Annotated in this window: 17 protein-coding genes; 4 read left to right on the top strand and 13 right to left on the bottom strand. The window is 46.1% G+C overall.

Going from position 1 to position 20,003, the window contains the following annotated elements:
• Nucleotides 1–2: 2 nt before the first annotated feature.
• The 3 genes from LGS26_RS06695 to feoB are packed head-to-tail and all read left to right on the top strand — an operon-like array spanning nt 3 to nt 3,564.
• Nucleotides 3–743: a lysophospholipid acyltransferase family protein gene (locus tag LGS26_RS06695; RefSeq protein ID WP_237888120.1), complete on the top strand. Its 741-nt coding sequence runs from the start codon at nt 3–5 to the stop codon at nt 741–743.
• A 52-nt stretch (nt 744–795) separates the two neighbouring features.
• Entirely contained in the window at nt 796–1,359 is a 564-nt protein-coding gene (locus LGS26_RS06690; RefSeq protein ID WP_237888119.1) for a CvpA family protein, read from the top strand.
• 9 nt (nt 1,360–1,368) lie between these two features.
• Nucleotides 1,369–3,564: a ferrous iron transport protein B gene (gene feoB, locus LGS26_RS06685; protein WP_237888118.1), complete on the top strand. Its 2,196-nt coding sequence runs from the start codon at nt 1,369–1,371 to the stop codon at nt 3,562–3,564.
• 91 nt (nt 3,565–3,655) lie between these two features.
• On the opposite strand, the gene LGS26_RS09680 is transcribed toward feoB, so the two are convergent.
• The 6 genes from LGS26_RS09680 to LGS26_RS06660 form a co-directional block, all read right to left on the bottom strand.
• Nucleotides 3,656–4,045 carry a sulfite exporter TauE/SafE family protein gene (locus LGS26_RS09680; RefSeq protein ID WP_269137048.1) on the bottom strand — a complete coding sequence of 130 codons (390 nt, stop codon included), beginning with the start codon at nt 4,043–4,045 and terminating at the stop codon, nt 3,656–3,658.
• A 20-nt stretch (nt 4,046–4,065) separates the two neighbouring features.
• Nucleotides 4,066–5,352 (bottom strand): sulfite exporter TauE/SafE family protein, encoded by a 1,287-nt coding sequence (locus LGS26_RS09675; RefSeq protein ID WP_269137047.1) that lies wholly within the window; start codon nt 5,350–5,352, stop codon nt 4,066–4,068.
• Between the two features lie 151 nt (nt 5,353–5,503).
• On the bottom strand, nt 5,504–6,229 hold the full coding sequence (locus tag LGS26_RS06675; RefSeq protein WP_237888117.1) for a redox-sensing transcriptional repressor Rex: 726 nt from the start codon (nt 6,227–6,229) through the stop codon (nt 5,504–5,506).
• Nucleotides 6,230–6,481: 252 nt separating this feature from the next.
• A complete protein-coding gene (locus tag LGS26_RS06670) occupies nt 6,482–7,000 on the bottom strand; it encodes a 3'-5' exonuclease (RefSeq protein WP_237888116.1) in 519 nt (172 codons plus the stop codon).
• A 7-nt stretch (nt 7,001–7,007) separates the two neighbouring features.
• On the bottom strand, nt 7,008–8,474 hold the full coding sequence (gene guaB, locus LGS26_RS06665; RefSeq protein WP_237888115.1) for an IMP dehydrogenase: 1,467 nt from the start codon (nt 8,472–8,474) through the stop codon (nt 7,008–7,010).
• Nucleotides 8,437–9,411 (bottom strand): Ppx/GppA phosphatase family protein, encoded by a 975-nt coding sequence (locus LGS26_RS06660; protein WP_237888114.1) that lies wholly within the window; start codon nt 9,409–9,411, stop codon nt 8,437–8,439. The genes guaB and LGS26_RS06660 overlap by 38 nt, the downstream gene beginning before the upstream one ends.
• Before the next feature lie 119 nt (nt 9,412–9,530).
• Between LGS26_RS06660 and LGS26_RS06655 the strand changes: the two genes are divergently transcribed.
• Nucleotides 9,531–10,820 carry a sigma-54-dependent transcriptional regulator gene (locus tag LGS26_RS06655; protein WP_237888113.1) on the top strand — a complete coding sequence of 430 codons (1,290 nt, stop codon included), beginning with the start codon at nt 9,531–9,533 and terminating at the stop codon, nt 10,818–10,820.
• 57 nt (nt 10,821–10,877) lie between these two features.
• Here LGS26_RS06655 and LGS26_RS06650 read toward each other — a convergent pair whose 3' ends face one another.
• From LGS26_RS06650 to LGS26_RS06620, 7 genes are all read right to left on the bottom strand, one after another.
• Nucleotides 10,878–11,738 (bottom strand): DUF3034 family protein, encoded by an 861-nt coding sequence (locus LGS26_RS06650; RefSeq protein ID WP_237888112.1) that lies wholly within the window; start codon nt 11,736–11,738, stop codon nt 10,878–10,880.
• A 266-nt stretch (nt 11,739–12,004) separates the two neighbouring features.
• Nucleotides 12,005–12,751, bottom strand: a complete 747-nt coding sequence (locus tag LGS26_RS06645; RefSeq protein WP_237888111.1) for a 4Fe-4S dicluster domain-containing protein — start codon at nt 12,749–12,751, stop codon at nt 12,005–12,007.
• Nucleotides 12,752–12,767: 16 nt separating this feature from the next.
• Nucleotides 12,768–15,068, bottom strand: a complete 2,301-nt coding sequence (locus tag LGS26_RS06640) for a molybdopterin-containing oxidoreductase family protein (protein WP_237888110.1) — start codon at nt 15,066–15,068, stop codon at nt 12,768–12,770.
• Nucleotides 15,065–15,664 carry a TorD/DmsD family molecular chaperone gene (locus LGS26_RS06635; protein WP_237888109.1) on the bottom strand — a complete coding sequence of 200 codons (600 nt, stop codon included), beginning with the start codon at nt 15,662–15,664 and terminating at the stop codon, nt 15,065–15,067. Before LGS26_RS06635 ends, LGS26_RS06640 begins: the two co-directional genes overlap by 4 nt.
• A gap of 262 nt (nt 15,665–15,926) precedes the next feature.
• Nucleotides 15,927–16,379 (bottom strand): universal stress protein, encoded by a 453-nt coding sequence (locus LGS26_RS06630; RefSeq protein WP_237888108.1) that lies wholly within the window; start codon nt 16,377–16,379, stop codon nt 15,927–15,929.
• Nucleotides 16,380–16,403: 24 nt separating this feature from the next.
• Entirely contained in the window at nt 16,404–17,363 is a 960-nt protein-coding gene (locus LGS26_RS06625; RefSeq protein ID WP_237888107.1) for a serine/threonine protein kinase, read from the bottom strand.
• Between the two features lie 25 nt (nt 17,364–17,388).
• On the bottom strand, nt 17,389–19,893 hold the full coding sequence (locus tag LGS26_RS06620) for a bacteriohemerythrin (RefSeq protein ID WP_237888106.1): 2,505 nt from the start codon (nt 19,891–19,893) through the stop codon (nt 17,389–17,391).
• Nucleotides 19,894–20,003 lie beyond the last annotated feature (110 nt).

Raw genomic sequence — 20,003 nt, 5'->3', positions numbered from 1 at the left:
ACTTGAAGCATTTGGTACTTTATGTTACCTCATGCCCTATGGAAGTGCGAGAGGTTTCAGATGAATTTCACAAAACAGCTGGAACGAGACCGACCACCTGGATTGAAAGACCCCTTCTTACTGTAGCCGAGATATGGCTTTCGTCGTGCAGGGTTATTACAGCCGGAAACGCGGAGGCAAGATCTATCCTCGGATCGGAGATACCTGTTATAATCGCACTGTGGCATTTCAGCCTTATATACATCTTGTTTCATTTCAGACACCGCAAAGCGGTCATCATGGTTAGCGGCAGCTCAGATGGCGATTGGGTGGCACGCTGCATCAAAAGATGGGGACAGATACCTGTAAGGGGTTCAAGGCTCAAGGGAGGTATAAAGGCCTTAAGAGATATGGCCGGGGCCATGAGGCGTTACAATATTGGAGCCGGTATAGTGGCGGATGGCTCCCGGGGCCCTGCTCGCATTGCGCAAAAGGGTGCCCTGATTCTTTCCAGGGATACCGGAGCACCGGTCATACCTATTGGATTTACAGCAAAACCAGCAATCATGTTCAACAGTTGGGACAAAACGATCCTTCCTTGGCCATTCTCAAAAATTGTACTGACATATGGAAAACCTTTTTACGTACCCAATGATGCAAGGGGACCGGCCCTTGAATCGTATCGAAAACTCCTAGAAGATGAATTAAATCAGGCTACAACGATGGCCGAAAACGTATTGACAGCAGGGCAAAACAACCGATGAATATCTAGAAAATCCCCCTCTTCCCAAGGAAGAGGATGGATTGGGAGGAGATATGTGGTTTAATACAGCCAACATACATTTTAATATACTTGACTTTATAATAACAATCATCATCGCCATTACCGTGCTGAGAGGATTTTTTGTGGGCTTCAGCCGCTCGGCAGCCTCACTCCTTGGAATATTGCTGGGTTTTTGGGTAGGCATGACCCATTTCTCAATCCTTTCTGACAGGCTTACACCTTTTATCAAAGAAGAAATATTCAGATCTTTGATCGCATTCTTTCTATTGTTTATCTTGGTCTACATGGCCTTTATAATAATTGGGATCATTATAAAGGGTTTGTTAAAGACCCTCCATCTCACTTTGGTGGACAGGATAATGGGGGGGCTTATAGGCCTTGCAAAGGGTTTGATACTGACAGGCGTGATAATATTTCTGCTTACGGTCTTTTTGCCTGCAAGGAGCCCTCTTCTTGCTGATTCTCTGCTTTATCCAAGGTTAAGTCAGATATCGCAGGCGCTCTGCGCCCTTGTTCCTGATCACATAAAAGGCCGCTTTATGTGGAAATGGAAACAAATCCATCACGATGCTACGGAAGCAGGTATAGAGGTATAGGGACAAAAGATGGATAAAAAAGAAATTGTTATAGCATTGGCCGGAAATCCAAATGCCGGCAAGACTACGCTGTTTAATCAGCTCACTGGGGCCCATCAAAAGGTTGGAAACTGGGCAGGCGTCACGGTTGAAAAAAAAGAAGGGGTGCTTTTACACAGAGGCTCAAAAATACGCATAGTTGATCTGCCTGGTATCTATTCACTCACCGCCTATTCTGTAGAGGAAGTCGTTTCAAGGAATTTCATCCTGGATGAACAGCCCGACGTGGTCGTTGATGTGCTTGACGCATCCAATCTTGAAAGAAACCTGTACCTCGCAACTCAACTCATAGAACTCAATATCCGCCTCGTCTTTGCCATGAATATGGTGGATGTGGCCCATGCGAGAGGGATAATCACCGACTATGACAATTTAGCAAGACTTTTAGGGGTACCTATCGTAAAGACCATTGGAACAAGGGGTGAAGGGATAAAAGAACTCCTTGATACCGTCCTTGAGGTTTCAGCTGACAGAGATCCTATCTCTAGGCATGTCCATATCCATTACGGCCAGGAGATAGAAGAGGAAATTGAAAAGATCAGACAAAGGCTGAAGGGGGTCCCTGATATAGCCAACCGCTATTACCCGCGTTGGACCGCGGTCAAACTCATCGAGAATGACCCGCTTGTAAAAAAGGCTGTTGCCGCCTCCCCAGAGGGAGAAGCTGTTATTAAACAGACTGACATCAGCAGAGACCATCTGCAAGGCATATTTGAAGACGACCCCGAGACCCTCATTGCCGAAGCAAGATATGGTTTTATCTCAGGGGCGCTCAAAGAAACCATGCGCCTGTCCGCTGTAGCAAAAAAGACCATGAGCGATCATATAGACCAAGTACTTACCAACAGGGTATTCGGCTTTCCTGTCTTCATTCTGTTCATGTATCTCCTTTTCCAGGGCACATTCACCATCGGATCATATCCAGTTTCATGGATACAATCAGCTGTTGACATTGCAGCGCATGTATCTGAAAGACTCCTCCCCGACGGCATGATCAAGGAATTGATAGTAAATGGCATCATTGGAGGCGTAGGTGGCGTCCTTGTATTCCTACCCAATATAGTCTTATTGTTTCTGGGGATAAGCCTCTTTGAAGATACAGGATATATGGCAAGAGCAGCCTTCATAATGGACAGGGTGATGCACACCCTAGGGCTACACGGTAAGTCGTTCATTCCCCTCCTTATGGGTTTCGGATGCAATGTCCCGGCCATCATGGCCACCCGCACACTTGAAACCAGGCGTGACCGCATCCTCACTATCCTCATAAACCCGCTTATGAGTTGCTCTGCCAGGCTTCCTGTGTATGTGCTGCTTGCCAGCGTCTTCTTCCCCGGCAGGGAAGGCAATATAATCTTCTTCGTTTATATCCTCGGGATAGTCCTTGCTATCCTAATGGGACAGTTATTTAAACGCCTCCTTTTCAAAGGCGAAGCCGCACCTTTTGTACTGGAGCTCCCTCCATACAGGCTCCCGACCATCAAGAGCCTCATTATACACATGTGGGATAAGGCAAAAGTATATCTTCAAAAGATGGGTGGGGTAGTCCTAGCCTTTTCCATAGTGATCTGGTTTCTCGGGGCATTCCCAAGAAATGTGCCATATAGTCAAGACTATCCGACCCAGAAATCATCTATCGAAAAGGATATAGCGGCTGCTTCACAGAGCAACGATCCATCTAAACAAATGCAGCTAACGGGTCAACTAAAAGAAAGACTACGCACTATAGAAAGGAAAATGGCCAAGGAACGCATGGCGCACAGCTACATAGGTCGCATAGGAAAGGCTATCGAACCGGTGCTCAGGCCGCTTGGTTTTGACTGGCGCCTAGGGGTGAGCCTTCTTACAGGATTTGTGGCGAAAGAGGTGGTGGTGAGCACCATGGGCGTGCTGTTTCAGGCCGATGACCAGGGGGAAGATACCCATGACCTTAAAGATGTCCTTCGAAAAAGCGGTCTTACTCCAGCCACCGCCCTTGCCTTTATGGTCTTCGTGCTCATTTATACGCCTTGCATAGTGACGATTATAACCATCTGGAGGGAGACGGGCTCTGTTGGCTGGACTGTATTTACTGTAAGTTATCTACTTATACTTGCATGGATTGCGGCTTTTTTGATAAAATGGAGCTGCCTTGCTATGAGATGTCTCGCATCAGGAAATTTCTAAAAACCAACGGAAGAAAGACTACCCTTTCTTTAATGGAGGGAGGAGGGCCTGCGGCAAAAAGAAAGGGTAGTCGAAATGAATTTTTACAAATCTAAAATATGTTCAAAAGATTCAGCGCCAGGAGCAAAAGCCCTACAACCGCAATCCTTTTTACCATTAAAGGGCTCACCCTTTTGGCTATCTGTGGACCTATATAACCCCCAAGTAATGCCGCAGGGAACATCGATAAAAAGAGTATGAGATCAAAATTTCCGAACTGATAGTGCCTTATAGTACCCATAAGTGTGTTAAAAAAGATGGCAAGGAGCGAACTCCCGACAACAATGTACATCGGAAGTCCCATGCCGACAGTCATAAGTGGCACTATGAAAGGCCCGCCGCCGAAACCAAACATGGAAGACATAATGGCAATCAAAAAGCCGCCGATACAACCGATAAAGAGATTGGCCTCAAATTCCTGTCCCCAAAATTCTACTTTCATATCTGATTCTCCTTTTTAAGTTACTTTCCGGCCTTTGCAGCTGCCTCTGCCGCTTTTTTCTTAAATTCCTGGAGGATGGCCTTTTCCTTCTTGTTCTTTTCTATGTAACCAGGTGTAGTTTGCCAGAACATGAGAGCAGCAAGAACTATGAGTATCCACCCAAAGAAGAACTTAAACTGAGAGAGTGTAATGAGTTCAGTAAGTTTCGGACCGATAAATCCACCAGCCATCATGGCTATCCCGATGGAAATACCAAGCTTCCAGTTTATGAATTTAATCTTTGAATAGTTATATATGCCGCTTCCCTGCGAGAAAAGGACGGTAGGCATGACTGTACCTGCTACGATTGTATGAGGCAGCGGAAAGAGAGAGACAAGGATAGGATTCAGAATGAATCCGCCACCGGCCCCCATAAGGACGCCAAAGATCGAGATGATCAGACAGAGTAGAAATGGCCATAAAAGATTGAGACTTGTACCGGCATTTGCAAGATAAACCATTGGGAAACTGATATGATTTTCAAACGTGGCCGGTTCGCTTTTAACTTTATCGGCCACCGCTACTATATTGTATTTACCTGGGGGAGAACCAGACGGGATATTGACCTCTGCCTTGAATTTACCGTCAGGCGCCGTATCAACTGTTGCATCAAATAGTTTTCCGGGGGACTTGAATCGGCTTTTTACTAGCTGCATAGAGTGCCTTCTATTTTCCTTTGCATCCATAGGCGGGAGCAACTGACCCCTTGAACCGATAATGCTTGCAAGAATGCTCGCCTGATAACGTTCTATATTTATAGTGGCAGGGGCGATATAAGCATCTTCTGCGCCAAGTTTCTTTAATGCATCGGAATATTTCCATTTAGCCCCTTCCTTTTTTATCTCTGTAAGTATATCAGACTTGTCTTTCGGCAGGATTATCTTGTAATAAGCGGGCATTTCATATGTCATATAAAAAATGTAAGGGATCTTGCCGGTCTCTTTATTAGGCTTGTTGTCAAAAAAGTTTGCACGCGCCCGTTTTTCATCAGAATATACCTCAAGATATACAGGTTTTCCTGGCGGCGCGGTGCCAGTTACTGTAATGACACCGCCATTATCAAGCGCAGTCTTATCTATGTTGATTGTGACAGATGATATATTGGCGCCTACTTGACCACCAGCTGTATTGGCTTGGCCAGCTGAAGCGGGACCCATGCCTTGTTGAGGAGACTGGATCCCACCTGTTTGAGAATGGGCCGTAGAGATTATGGAGAACATAACCATCATAAATGCAGACAATACAAATAAAGCTGTTTCCTTTCTCATAGCTCCTTCCTTTCAATGGATTTTATTTTCCTTGGATAATACCTGCCGCTGCCCTCCCCTTTCACCTCCTTTATTTATATTTTTAGATCAAGGCTCAACAAAAAGTCAAAGAAAATTTGAAGATAAAATCAAAATAAAGATAAAATTTGCATTAAATGAGCCAAGATGGGGTCATATGTTCAGTAAATATATCAAATCCCTTTTTATGTTCATCAAATGTAGCTCTCGACATCTTATCGTTTACCGTTTCATGGCGACGCGATATTGCATAAGTCATAGTATCGAGCAATAAAGTAAAATCTATATTTCTTACATATACATTTTTAGGTACTTCAAGATGGGCAGAAGAGAAATTCAATATGCCTTTTATTCCTGAATTGACAAAAAGATCTGCAATTTCTTGCGCCCTTTCATTAGGTACAGCTATAACACCAAAATCGATATCTTCTTTTTTTACAATCTCCTCTAGGGTAGTTATAGATTTTATAGCCAAATTGCCGATCATTTTTCCAATATTGGCCTCATCCAAATCAAAGGCTGCCACAAAAAAATAACCTCTCTTTTCAAATTGACCATACTGTAATAAGGCTTTACCTATATGTCCGATGCCGACCAACGCCATGCGCCATCTTTTTTCCAGACCTAGGATGCTTTGTATCTTCAAAACTAGCTGCTCTACCTGATAACCGACGCCGCGGACGCCAAATTTGCCGAAATACGAAAGATCTTTGCGCAATTGAGCAGGATTTACATTGGTGAAATGGGCCAGATCGGCCGATGAAATCACATGTTTGCCATCCCTGAGCAGGCCTTGCAGATAACGGTGATACATCGACAGTCTCAATACAGTTGCCTTGGGGATCTTTTTGTTATTCAATGGCGCCTCCTTTCATTAAGGACAGATGCCATATGAATATGCAAATTAGATACCAAGTTGTGAAAAATTAAATCTTATATAAATTCAATTAGTTATAATTATAAAAATATTTTTGGATGATGAATGTTTTGATTTATAGCAACAGTTTAGTTGCTTTAATTCTTAAAATTATATTAAAAAAGCCAAGTTCTTTTAATCACTAATTAAAATTTTAAAAAATTTGCAACAACTTTGTTGCATTTGAAATTTTTTTCATTTTTGCATCATTGTCATTTCTTTCCATATAAGTGCTGTCAATCTGGCATCGTCCAATGCTCGATGAAGCCTTATCCCTTCCGGTAGATCTCCTAATAAATGCCTTGCGACTGTCTCCAACCGATGATTGGATAAATGGGGCAAGAGCCGTCGGCTCAACTCCAAGGTACAAATACCCTCATTGAAGAGATCGAAACCGATATATCTAAGCTCATGCCGCAAAAAGCTAAAATCAAAATGTGCATTGTGGGCTATTAATGGTATCTTGCCTATAAAGTTCATGAAGGCAGGAAAGACATCCTCGGGCATAGGTTGACCATCAAGCATATCATTTGTAATGCCGTGGATACGTGTAACCTGCAGTGGAATCTTCTGAGAGGTATAAATAAGACTTGAGAATTCGGCTGTGATGACGCCATATTTTATTATTACCGCACCTATTTCAATTATTCTTGCACCAGATCTAGGGGAAAGACCTGTTGTCTCAAGGTCAAAGGCAGCAATTGGAGACGACATGTCTTTTTCAGCGCTCGAGCCAATAGTTGGGTGACTCCTTTGTAATGATGACGTCATGCACATGACTTTCTTTCAGACCAGCCTGAGTGATCCGTACGAAACGGGCCTTTTGCCTCAATTCCTCTATGGTACTGCAACCAAGGTAACCCATACCTGAACGGAGACCGCCTGTAAGCTGAAAGATTGTAGCTGCTATAGGCCCTCTATAGGGCACCCTACCCTCTATGCCTTCAGGGACAAGCTTTGCCGGAGACTCGACCTCATTTTGAAAATATCGATCCTTACTGCCCTCCTTCATCGCCCCTATTGACCCCATCCCTCTATATACCTTATAGCTCCTGCCCTGCAGCAGCTCCAATTCACCTGGGCTCTCATCGGTACCAGCAAGGAGACTGCCTATCATTACACAGTGTGCCCCCGCGCCTATAGCCTTGGTGAGGTCACCTGAAAACTTGATACCTCCATCTGCAATTATGTATTTTCCATATTTGTTTGCTACTACGGCGCAATCATGGATTGCGGTCATCTGTGGGACACCTACACCCGCTATGATACGCGTTGTACAGATGGAACCCGGCCCCACCCCGACCTTTATGGCATCCGCTCCTGCCTTGATAAGGGCTTCAGCGCCCTCAGCAGTTGCTACATTCCCAGCTATCACCTGCGCAGTGGGGAAGGTCTTCTTTATATCCATTACCGCATCTATCACATTCTGCGAATGTCCATGCGCTGAATCTACAACGACGACATCGGCCCCGGCCCTCAAGACCGCTTCTACATGCTCCAGACGATTACGTCCCACCCCGACTGCAGCTCCAACCCTCAATCGCCCAAGGCTGTCTTTGCAGGCAAGGGGATATTTCTTAATTTTTTCGATATCTTTTATGGTAATAAGACCCTTCAAGTTACCCCTGTCATCTACAACCAACAATTTTTCTATCCGGTGCTTATGGAGAAGCGCCTTGGATTCTTCAAGTGTTATACCTACCGGTGCTGTAATAAGATTTTCCTTTGTCATCACCTCCCTGACCTCAAGATCCCAGTTAGTCTCGAAACGGAGGTCCCTGTTTGTCACTATACCGACCAATTTTTCCCCTTCAACGACAGGAACGCCGGATATTCTATATTCGCGCATTATCTGCTGTACTTCCCAGATACGCTGTCTTGGAGTTACTGTCACTGGCGCCACGATCATACCGCTCTCTGACTTCTTCACCTTCTCTATCTCCTTTACCTGGGCTGTTACGGGCATATTTTTGTGAATTATCCCTATTCCACCCTCTCTCGCCAAGCTTATAGCAGTATCAGCCTCGGTAACCGTATCCATTGCAGCACTCAGGATAGGGATGTTGAGCCTGATTTCACTGGTAAGCTGGGTGGAAATGTCCACCTCTGACGGCAACACGCTCGAATGGGCCGGTACAAGCAAAAGATCATCAAATGTATAGGCCTGAGGTATAGGATGGTTCAACATGAATGCCAAGCTCCTTTTGAACAAGATTTATAAGAAGGCCCAATAAAAGGCCACCGTCTGTTATGATCATATCTTTGAGATTAAAAGTTGATAATACACTTAAAAAAATCGCGATACCAGCAGGAAGTATGTCAGCCCTTTCAGGCTCGAGACCGAGGATCGTATTTTTCTCCAAGGGTGTTTTTGCCTTGATAAGGCAGGACAGAAGGTCGCTAAGCCCATCGGCGCTCAATACAAGCCCCCTTATGCGGCTCGGCTCATATCTGGCCATCTTGATAAACATAGCCCCGGCTGCGGTCGCGCTCCCACCCGTCCCTATCAATATCTCAGGGACAGTATGCCCAATATCTCTTTTTGCATCATGGATAGGCCTTGCAACAAAGCGCCCCAATCTTTCAAATTCCTCACCCGACAAGACGCCCGTTCCAAAAAATTTTTCAGAGAGCCCTACAGCCCCTATGTCAAGACTACGACTGAAAAGTATCTCGCCGCCTCTTGCGAGGATAAGCTCTGTACTGCCACCGCCGACATCCGCGATCAGCGACATTCTATTACTGATACCTTTTAGGCTGTAATACACCCCCATGGCGCTGAGGCGCGCCTCTTCATTTCCGGCAAGTATCTCTATATCAAATCCGGCATTTTTGGCCATATCTATAAAGACAGAGGCATTTTCCGCCTTCCTAAGGGCAGCCGTGCCGTAGGCAACCACCCTGTCGATATCATATCCCGTGAGTAGGTTCCTAAATCTTTTTAAAGCAGCGACGCCGTTTTTGATCCCACTAACCGAAAGCCTTGGTGCGGCTGAAAGCCCTTGGCCGAGACGTACATTCACACGTTCGGAACAGCGAATCTTAATTCCGCCAGCCTCCACATCTACAATGGCCATTCTAAAGGTTTGGGAACCTATATCAAGTACTGCAATAGTCTTTTTCATTTTTATTAGATTTCACACGGCCAAACTGCGGCTATAGCAAGACAGGCTAAAAATAGCCTATAATATCAGAAAGGCAAAACCCTATAAAGTCAACAAGGAAACGGATCGGATCAAACGGCATGAAAAAGAATATACTTATAGTCGAAGACAATAAAAGACTTGCCGAGTTATTTGCACAAGCCCTCTCTGAAAGATTCAATACCAAAACGGTCTGTACGTTCAAAGAGGCGGAAAAGACCGCCTTCAATGAAATCCACGGCGCATTGTTGGACATACAGCTCCCGGATGGAGATGGTTTGGGATTGATAAGACCGATAAAGGCTGGAAATCCATCTTGCATAGTTATTGTCGTCACCGCCTATGGGACCATACAAAAAGCCGTCGAGGCAATACGGCTTGGCGCAACGGACTTTCTTGAAAAACCAGTGGATATAGAAGCCATGTGCAGGTTATTTGCCGAACATATCCCGCTTGAAGATCAACTAAACATCATTGCAGCATCCCATCAAATGAAAGAGGTCTTAAAGACCGCCGAACTCGCGGCGCCAACCATGCTACCGGTGCTTATCACAGGCGAAACCGGTACAGGGAAAGACATGCTCGCCCGTTTTATACACAGAGAGAGCGGGCGGGCGGGCTTCATAGCGATAAATTGCGCCAACCTTACCCCCGAACTCGCCGATTCCTTGCTATTTGGTCACATAAAAGGGAGCTTTACGGGCGCCAACGAGACCCGACAAGGTCTGATCGCGAATGCAAACAATGGAACGCTCTTTCTTGACGAGATAGGCGACCTGCCTCCTGCCGTCCAGCCTAAATTTTTAAGATTCCTTGACTCCGGTCTTTATATGCCGATCGGGGCCTCGATTGAACATAGGAGCAATACAAGGGTTATTGCAGCCACAAATCGTGAGCTTAACAGAGAAAGTGGCTTCAGAGAAGACCTGTTTTATCGCCTTTCGAGCCTTCCTATACACGTACCACCCCTAAGAGAAAGACCCGATGATATTATCCCTTTGGCCTGTTTGCGCATACAGGAGATCGAAAGGATGTCCGGCGGCAGGATAACCATCGAGAGGGATGCAGAGGCGTTGCTGTTACAATACGACTACCCTGGAAATGTCAGGGAGCTCTTCAATATCATTGATAGGGCTTCGGTCTTCACTAAAGGGAATATCACAGCCGAATCATTGAAACTATTGCTAATGCGCCGAGACGATCAACAAGAAAAACGAAGTGAAGGCAAGGATGGGCTCTGGTCCGAAACAAAAAAGGAAACGCTCAAAAAGGAAAAAAGACTTATCCAAACCGCACTCGAAGCTACGGGAGGAAATAAGGCGGCGGCTGCCAGGATGTTAAAGATCAGCTACAAAACCCTCTTGAATAGATTAAAACAGTTTGGTTTATAATAAATAAAAAATCGATCCCCCTTCCTAATATTGGTAGGGGGATCGAACAGGCTCTCCTTAAAATGCATATTGCAGTGACAATACGTACCCACCGCTAAAAGCCGTTTCAGAGACGGAATTCTTGTCGCCTGTATTCGCATATGAGGCTACAAGCATCAGATGATCATCATAGTTGTAGGCTATATGTCCTTCCCATAAAGAATGGGTTGAATAATGCGTAGGATCATTTTTAAAGACTTTGCCCACATCGGCATCCTGTTCGTATTCAAGACCAACTATAAACTTCTTGAGGACGACTGTCTCGACATTGCCGAAAAACACTGTGTCTCTATGGTCGCCAAAGCCAAGCACCCCTCTTACATAACCAGTGGTGGACAAAAGGCCGGCATTTAATATTATAGGCATAGGGAGGTTTCCGAACATCTTTGTAGCAACTAAATAATAATCGGCATCCGAGCTCTTCCTTAGCTTTGCGTCGAACCCAGTATTTTTCCAAATCAATCCGGCCGATATCGCTGGCATGAGCCCTATGCCAAAGTCGCCTTCCTTGATCATATTGACCTTCATGGACAGATTGTCCTTGTCGATGTTCTGAAGTTTTTTTACATCAATAAATTCATGGCCGTAGCCTATCTCAACCCGGTTAAGTAATGTCTCATTAATACCCACGCTCCACCAGTTGATATGGCTCTCGGTAAGCCCTACGTTCCAGATGCCGATCTGCGGCCTTGAAATCATACCATTCCCAAGCAGTCCTTTGTCACCACCTTTAAGTGGATTAGCCACATAGGCGAACGGATTAAGGGCACACCCCCCAACCCCTTCAATGTTAGTAAGAGGCGCACCTGCCATGGCTACACCGGAAGTAATAAACAACGCCAATACCCCTAAAACAAATCCTGCAGTTTTCATCTTCATACAACGACATCTCCCCCTTTAATAATTTATTATTTTTTTACCTTTTATCTAATTTTATCTAATCCTCTCCTCATAGGCTGAATACACCGAGAAAAGGCCAAAAAAATCTCTTGCTGATGATTTTCGTTCTTCAGCCATAAAAAAACCTGATTCTCCGACTGATTATCGCTTCAAATCAGGAAAATTACATTCGATATATTGCAGGTCTGATTTTAAAATGGGGGGGCAGATTGCCCCCCGAATTCATTTGTCTTTAGCGGCCCATACTAGATAAAAGTTGGGAGCCCTTTGATTGCTGCAAGGAGCATCTCCCTTCTGCCAGGAGGCAGCGAGCTTACCTTCTCCCATTTTCTTTCATGCGGCGCGCATTTTGTAAATAGGAGGGATATATCCTTCTTTTTGCCTAGATAATAGATATTAGGACCAATACTGACCTCTTTTGAACTCAGGCGCTTGGCACCCTTTTCGTGCACGAGTTTATAAACCTCTGACTTCTTGTCAGAAAGATCTCCGAATATACGGGCGTCGACGATGCATGTCTTTACACATGCAGGGATCTCACCATGGGCAATGCGCTCGATGCAGAACGTGCATTTGTCAGCCTTTGGCTCATCAAGCTGCTCGTTTAGATATCTTGCTCCATATGGACAGGCAGCCACACAATTGCCGCAGCCTATACAGCGATCTTTTTCTATGAGAACGACGCCCGTAAATGGATCTTTATATGTGGCCGCAATCTGCATCTTTTTTACTTCACCGGTCTTTGGATTCTTAAATTCCCTTACAACCTTGTCTGCCGGACACACCCCGACGCAGACCGGATGATCACAGTGATTGCACAACCCAGGCCAGAATGTGTATGAAAGCCCCTCAGGCGTCTTGTCAGGACCAAGGCGCTTCACCCAATTCCTATGGTAGGGCACCGGAACCTGCCACTCCGCCCTGCATGCAAGGGCACACGCATGGCACCCCACACAACGATTCAGATCTATAACCATGGCATATTGGCTCATTTTTTATTTTCCCTCCTTAAGCGGTCTTTTTTATTTCAAAACGCGGTATCTCAGGTGGAAGCGGCCTTATCTCAGGTATATCCAGGGTCTTGCCATCCTTGATAAGCCTTATAAAACTGGTTCGGTGAGAAGATGATCCGACATAGGGATCATTCTCATAACGCGTAATCATGAATTGGTCACTTGCGCCTTTGTTGTAGGCCTTGGTAAGGAGTGGGGATTTACTTCCAAATCCATGCGGAAGGAAGGCTGCATCCGGTCTCATTCCAGCAGTCACCTTCACCTTGACAGGATTTGATTTCTTCCCGTCCTGATTTTCCATTACCACAATATCGCCGTCTTTTATCCCTATCTTGGCAGCCACCTCGTCGTTCAGCCACAGTTCATTTTCCGGCATTTCGTTGTGAAGCCAGAGATTGTTCATGGTGCGACTGAATGTATGCATGGGCACGCGGCCATAAACAAGACGCATATAGCCCTTCGGCGGTGCTGTAACAGTTATAAACTTTGGCAATGGGTCGAGCTTGTTCTTGGCAAAATCCTCCACATAAAGCTCATACTTCCCAGAATCGGTGGGGAGCTTCAATTCCTTTCTGCTTCTATAAGGCTTGGAGGGGAAGGTTAAGATGCCACCTTGGGCATTAAGCTTTTCAATGGAAAGACCAAGCGGCTGTAGCTGCAGATTCAGATAATCCTGCTCCTTTTCATATGGAAAGACATTGATATTCATCTTTCTTGCCAGTTGATGTGCAACCCAATATGGGGACCTGGTCTCAAACATGGCGTCGACCACTGGCTGGCGGATGGTCAGATAGGGCGTGAGGCCGTCATAGGTATGAATCGCATCATAACGCTCAAGATACGTGGCGTCAGGCAAGATGATGTCTGACCATATCGCCGTCTCGCCTGCGAGCATCTCAGAGCAGAAGATGAAGTCAAGCTTCTTTATGGCCTCCATTGTGTCATAGGGATTTGGGATGGTCTGGAGGATGTTTACACCGTTTATACCCCAAAGCTTTATGGGATACGGTTTGCCTGTGAGGGTAGCCTTTATTATATTCGCCGTAGGCGTACCAAGAGCCTCTGCATAGGGATATTCAGTCTTCAAGGAAATTGCAGGCGTGTTTTCCTCCACCTCAACCTCCATACCTTTTGCCTTACCAGGCTTTACTGGCGTCTGAAAATATATACCGCCGGGCACCGCAACGGCGCCCATAAGGCCATTGAGGATTGCCAGGGCCTGATGTCTGCCGACATCTTCCTTGCCGTACCAAGTTGAATGTCTGCCCGGATGAATGGCCACATTGGGTCTGTGCTTAGCCAGAAGCTCTATGGCCTTCCTCATCTCATTTGGATTAAGATCGCATATCTTGGCCGCCCATTCGATGGTATAGGGTTTTACTGACTCACGCAGCTTTTCAAAGCCGTTGCAGTGGTCCCTCACAAACTCCTTATCATACAAATTTTTCTGTATGACATAGTTGATCCACGAGAGAAGAAGCGCGGTATCTGTGCCAGGACGTATGGGCAGATATATATCCGCCTTGTTAGCAGGAGCAGAGAACCTCGGATCAACAACTATGAGTTTCGCCCCTTTATTGAGACCCGCCACAAACTCACGGACATGAGAAACATGGACGTTTTCACCTATATGGCTCCCCACAAGAAGAATTACCTTGGCATTGCCCATGTCTATATACTGTCTAGTCCCTGATACGAGGTATCCAGCCGTATTCAAATAGGCCACGGCAACAGGGCCTACACACTGAAAGAACGCCGGCTCGTTTGTATAATTTTCAGTACCCGTAGCCTTGAATATCTCACGCATGAACTCGGCTGACGCCCCATGATCAAAATACGCAATCGCATTCGGGCCGTATTCCTTCTTGACCTTTTGCATATTGTGCACGATCTCATCCAGGGCCTCATCCCAAGAAATCTTGGCCCACTTGCCCTCTCCACGGGCCCCAATTCTCTTCATAGGATATTTCATCCTGTCAGGGTCATAAACGAGCTGAACCCCTGAATTACCTCTCGCACAGACCCTTGGCCCATTGGATGGGCTCTTGGGATTGCCCTCAATCTTTACCAATTTACCGTCTTTTACCTTGCCTACTATCGGACAACGCCAAAAACACATCTCGCAGACGCTCGGCACCTCTTTGGCCCCAAGACTTCCAGGCAGATACTGTGGTGTTGCGCCGGCTGTAGCGCCCTGGGATACGGCGGGTCTAAAAAGCCCCCTCCCTTGAAGCTCCATAAGGCCCAAAGCCGCACATCCTGCCGCGGAAAGTTTAATAAACTCCCTTCGTTTCATAAAGAACCTCCATTCTTAAGATTTGATTCACCTTCATGACAAAACTCCTTTTCGAGGCTTGTTAGACTGGACATTGTAATCCTGGCGATTGTCTCATAATAAGGATTAGGATCGGCCTGTAAGATACAACCAAAGAATTCGGGATACCATTTCAACAAGTGTCCCTTAAGAAATCTACACAGCAGTTCCGCCTGCCCTGAATCAATCAGGAGGCCTACAAATTCGAGTTCATAAAATATGTGGTCAGCTGGCTCAGGACCATCCAGAGGCTCAACGCCTGCCTCTAGATAGAAACGGATAGTATCGTCATACCCCTCCTGCATCAGACGCCTGTTGTTTGAAAGATAAACAGAGGCATAAGGAGGGGCTGGTGTCTTGCGCGGGGCGTTAATGAAAAGACGTGTATATTCAGCCTGAAGCTCAAGCAAATTTTCAGCCGAGATAGAATTTGCTAGTGCATTTGCATCTGAATTGCCCGACTCGATAACTGTCGGGAATCCAGCAATTAGGTCAACAATCCCTTCATTTGCACTCGGCGGCATATCAGGAAACGAAAATGCCTCTGACAGGAGATGAAAGACAGAAGCCGCATCCATTGGTGGTCAATAATGCTCCCTGGTCAATTTTATATTTGCCACTGCACCGCCTCACAATGAATGGTTATTCAGCTTTTTTAACGAACAAACAATAATAGCCCTACATAATTAATTGTGCAAGATATTTCAATACAAAATGATTTGATTTTGAATTAAAAAAAGGAGAAATAGCTATGTACTACCATCTTAACAATTGAAAATGACTTATAGTCAGGCAGGGCATAAATAATCATTTGTGCAAATTTTTGTTCAGGACCCCTTGTTACTCCACCACCCATACGGTACATTTTTTGGCATAATGAACTACCCTATTCGACACGCTGCCGAACAGAAATTCCTCTTCCTTCGAAACCCCCCTCCTTCCGACTACGACCGTGCCAAAACCACACGCTTCCTGTTCGGCCAAAATTTGATGAGATATACTTGGGCCCGTAGATTCGACATAACGCTCGGAAATCGACTCATTGGCCACGCCCATTGATTCAAGGATATGCCTCGCCTCCTTAAAAAAATCCATTATTTTTGCCATCATCTCAAGACGCTTGGCCTCCCAGACCTGCTCATCAGGAAAGGTGTCACGCTCCGGCGGCCTTGCTATATGAAGCAACATTATCTCAAAGCCCTTTGCATTTCCTACGATCTCGCCTGTATATTCGACCGCCCGCCGTGCATTTTCTGAGGCATCGACGGCTATCAATATCTTTTTAAAATCCATTATTATCCCCCATCTTCAATAAAATTATACCTTTTTCGTAAATACCCTTTTGCAGATATCGAGTTCTCTGAGAAACTCATCGACACTCTCATAAAAGACCTCAACATCGCTTGAAAAGTGCATACAGACCCTATTCAATTCATCTGGTATATAAGGAAACACCTTTTTAAGATTTACAAGCCTGTTCGGATAAAGTAATGAAAAGTCCCCGGGGACAAGTCTGGCCTCAATCCGTCCGAGACCCTCTATCGCCTGCAGATTATATATGCCCTTGCCAGCCAAAAAAATGAAAATACTCCCAAGCCCGAAGATATCAAGACCAAATGGGTTCTCGTGAAAATCATATGTGTAGTCAAAGTCTATCCAACGATAATGCCCTGTGCCGCTCTCAATCCACAGATGGTCTCTTCTTATGTCGCCGTGTTTTTCGCCTTTTGAGTGTAAAAACTCTATCGCCTCGCATGCCCCCATGAACTTCTCGAGGATTTCGGGAAAGAACTCAAAGAAATATGTCCTATGGTCAGCCTCGATATCCGCTACCGTCTCATCAAGCCTCTTGCCTCTGATTATGTCGATTATCCTGACCGGATTACCTCTTTCATCTTTTATAGTAATCCCCTGCATGAAACGCCTGTCTCCACGGACGAGTGCAAGGATTCGCGCCTCTTTTTCAGGGCTGCGATAGCACTTGACAACGAGTTTGCCGAGCTGAAGCGGAAAGCTCTCATGAAATACGAGTTTTAAAATACGACGGTCGCCTGTCTCAAGCACTGTGCAACGCTTGACCCAGTATTTCGGGTCTTCTATACCGAAGCTTCTCTCGGCCTCATCTCTCAGTACAAGATAATGGAGCCCGCCCAAGGCGATTACATCACCATATGAAATCTCCATATACTCGGTTGTGTCGGTGAAGATCCTGCCGAATCTACCGATAGAGAGGTTGGGCCTGAGGTCTTTGATGAGCTGCCGGACGTCTTCCGACATACATATTCCATTACTATCCTTTTCTCTATTTGACCCCCTTGCCGGTCAAAAACGGCCCATATTTCTTGTCGGTTACGCCAATATGGTCCACAAGCCAATTTTTAAGGAAATTCAAGAGTTCGAAATCCAACATCGCAGCGCCCCTGTCAAACTTATCTTTGAAATCCAGGACCTTTTTTACCAAACTTGCATGTATCGCCATGTGTTCTTTGGTCTCTGGATAGCTGTATTTCTGAAAATAGTCTTCTTCCGTCTTGAAATGATATGCAGTATATTCCACGAGTTCATTCAATATCTTTCCGGTGACCTCCTTGCCCTTGCCACTTTTGACCACATCGTGAATGGCATTTACCATCCTTACCAGCTTTTTGTGCTGCTCATCGATCGATTTTATTCCGACACTCAGATTGGGCCCCCATGAAAAAAATTCATTAGACTTCCCGCTGCCCTTTTCCCCTGTCGCCGCCCTCTTTGTAATATGTTCGCTCGAATATGAAGAAGATGTCTTTTTTGACATCATATTCCAGTGCATATCTTCCTTGACTGATTTATGAACCAACCCATGTCCGATATCATCAACCCTTGAATCACGGCCCTCACCCTCCAGGATCCCCATCCACCTATACAGATACTCCATCGTCTGTTTAAAAAGCGGGTCAGCCTCAGTTTCAAAATACTCCATCAGCGAGTCGATTTGCCCTGAGGCGATGCGTTTTTGTACCTCTATCGCTGACCTGTGAAGCCTTTCATGTACCGGTATAAGCCTTGAAATCAGCTCCTTTATGGCCGGGGAATCTGGCTGATAGACCTCTAAAAACCTTCCAAGGCCGCAGCGGTGCGGGTCTGTCTCGACCTCAGGCGGGACGGCCTCTATGATGCCGCCTATCACCTTTTCCTTCCACTGCATATGTTGGTATATGATGTTCTTGACCCTGGAGACGTCGGGCGTATATTCGAGCAGGCGGTCCATGATCTCTGTATTGACCGAGACCTGGGCCATGAGGATGGTGATATCCGATACCACTGCGGCCATGGCGTCCTCGCCGAGCCCCAATGTCCTGCGGATGGATGCGAAGTTCGATATGTGATCGAGCAGGTTGTCGGCATGGTTCTTCACACGCCTTGCGCCCTCGGCGGCTTGGTCTATATTGCGCGTGATCTCGGAGACGGTCGCTGTCTGCTCCTCAGTGGCGCTTGCAATGGTGTTTGCAAGGTCATTTACCTCTGATACGGCCTGAGTGATCTCCTCCACCGCCTTTACGGCCTCTGTGGTGTCTGATTGAATGGCATGGATCATATGGGTGATCTCTTCAGTGGCGCCTGCTGTCTGTTTGGCAAGCTCCTTGACCTCGTTGGCTACTACGGCAAAGCCCTTGCCCGCCTCGCCGGCACGGGCTGCCTCTATGGTGGCGTTGAGTGCAAGAAGGTTGGTCTGGGATGCGATGTTGTTTATCACCTGTATGATGGCGCCTATCTTTTCTGAACTCTCTGAGAGCCTTCCTATAGATTTTGCCGCCGCAGCAGTCTGCGACTGGGCGTCGTTGGTTTTTTGAGCCGTGACAGCGACGCTGCGGGCGATCTCGTTTGTGGCGGTGGACATGTCCTTTGTGGCCGTGGCCACTGTGTCGAGGTTCTCCATGGATTGGGTGGCGGCTGAGGCCACATCCTCGGCTATTGCCTCTATCTCATCGCCGTATTTCAAGATGTTGTTGTTTGATGCCTTTATGGACCCCTTGACCTTCTCTATGACGGAGTTCTGTGCATTCAACGTGGAAAACTGCCCTATCATGCCTGAAGAAAGGGAGTCGAAGGCCGTACACAGTTCCCTTACCTCACGTGGCCCGACCGGAGGAAGCACCCTTTCAAATCTCCCATATCCAGCCTCTCTGATGGCGCCCAGGGCCCTCTCAAGCGGGGTTATGATGAGTCTCTTTGTAAAGAAGCTGACGATGATTATGAAACAGACACCGCCTGCCAGCGTGATGTATTGGAATATCTTGGCGTAGGTATCTTTGAGGTGAGAGAGGTCTTCGAGGGCCTTTACCACCAGATATGACTGCTCCAGGAGTTCGACATTGTGTTCATCTATGTACCGCAGGGCCGCACCCATCTCCGGTGAGCCTTTCTGCGACTCCATGATGACCTTCACGTTTGAATAAAAAGGCCTCCAGATGTCTTCGAGCTTGTTCAGTTCAGAGATGAGTTTTTCATCGGTGGCAGGGGAAAGACCCAGGTCATTGTCGCCATCTTTTAATGCCTTGAGATAGCCATCAAAGGACGAGGAGGCATCTTTCAGGTCATCAAGGGCATCCTGATTCCCTTTCAGCATAAAGAGATAGACGTCTTTGGTCATCCTTTGGCTCAGCACCCTCTCCCTCTCGCCCAGAGTTATGGCGGCAGCGTCATGTTTATGCACAGACATTAGGAAGAGATTGACAGATATGGTGACAATGGTTGCAATGAACATTATTGCAACCAGGGCCGGGATAAGGAAGCGGATGGAATAGACGGAACGGATGTGTTGTTTCATGAGTCCTCTCCTATTATTTTATTGCCTTTTTATTGTCTTTATTTGATAATAAGGTATAATAAATAATTTATGAATTTACTGTCAACAGAAACAATTCCCTGGCAATATGC

This window comes from Dissulfurimicrobium hydrothermale (genome assembly GCF_022026155.1).
In the GTDB taxonomy this organism is placed as follows: Bacteria; Desulfobacterota; Dissulfuribacteria; order Dissulfuribacterales; family Sh68; genus Dissulfurimicrobium; species Dissulfurimicrobium hydrothermale.
This window is presented reverse-complemented; position numbering and strand designations above follow the sequence as displayed.

Bases quoted from the DNA above. Each gene is read 5' to 3' on its own strand.
- LGS26_RS06625 (WP_237888107.1), bottom strand. From the start codon at position 17,363: ATGTCGGAAGACGTCCGGCAGCTCATCAAAGACCTCAGGCCCAACCTC.
- LGS26_RS06620 (WP_237888106.1), bottom strand. From the start codon at position 19,893: ATGAAACAACACATCCGTTCCGTCTATTCCATCCGCTTCCTTATCCCG.
- LGS26_RS06630 (WP_237888108.1), bottom strand. From the start codon at position 16,379: ATGGATTTTAAAAAGATATTGATAGCCGTCGATGCCTCAGAAAATGCA.
- LGS26_RS09680 (WP_269137048.1), bottom strand. From the start codon at position 4,045: ATGAAAGTAGAATTTTGGGGACAGGAATTTGAGGCCAATCTCTTTATC.
- LGS26_RS06640 (WP_237888110.1), bottom strand. From the start codon at position 15,068: ATGAAACGAAGGGAGTTTATTAAACTTTCCGCGGCAGGATGTGCGGCT.
- guaB (WP_237888115.1), bottom strand. From the start codon at position 8,474: ATGTTGAACCATCCTATACCTCAGGCCTATACATTTGATGATCTTTTG.
- LGS26_RS06670 (WP_237888116.1), bottom strand. From the start codon at position 7,000: ATGTCGTCTCCAATTGCTGCCTTTGACCTTGAGACAACAGGTCTTTCC.
- LGS26_RS06645 (WP_237888111.1), bottom strand. From the start codon at position 12,751: ATGAGCCAATATGCCATGGTTATAGATCTGAATCGTTGTGTGGGGTGC.
- LGS26_RS06690 (WP_237888119.1), top strand. From the start codon at position 796: ATGTGGTTTAATACAGCCAACATACATTTTAATATACTTGACTTTATA.
- LGS26_RS06660 (WP_237888114.1), bottom strand. From the start codon at position 9,411: ATGAAAAAGACTATTGCAGTACTTGATATAGGTTCCCAAACCTTTAGA.
- LGS26_RS06635 (WP_237888109.1), bottom strand. From the start codon at position 15,664: ATGGATGCGGCTTCTGTCTTTCATCTCCTGTCAGAGGCATTTTCGTTT.
- LGS26_RS06655 (WP_237888113.1), top strand. From the start codon at position 9,531: ATGAAAAAGAATATACTTATAGTCGAAGACAATAAAAGACTTGCCGAG.
- LGS26_RS06650 (WP_237888112.1), bottom strand. From the start codon at position 11,738: ATGAAGATGAAAACTGCAGGATTTGTTTTAGGGGTATTGGCGTTGTTT.
- feoB (WP_237888118.1), top strand. From the start codon at position 1,369: ATGGATAAAAAAGAAATTGTTATAGCATTGGCCGGAAATCCAAATGCC.
- LGS26_RS09675 (WP_269137047.1), bottom strand. From the start codon at position 5,352: ATGAGAAAGGAAACAGCTTTATTTGTATTGTCTGCATTTATGATGGTT.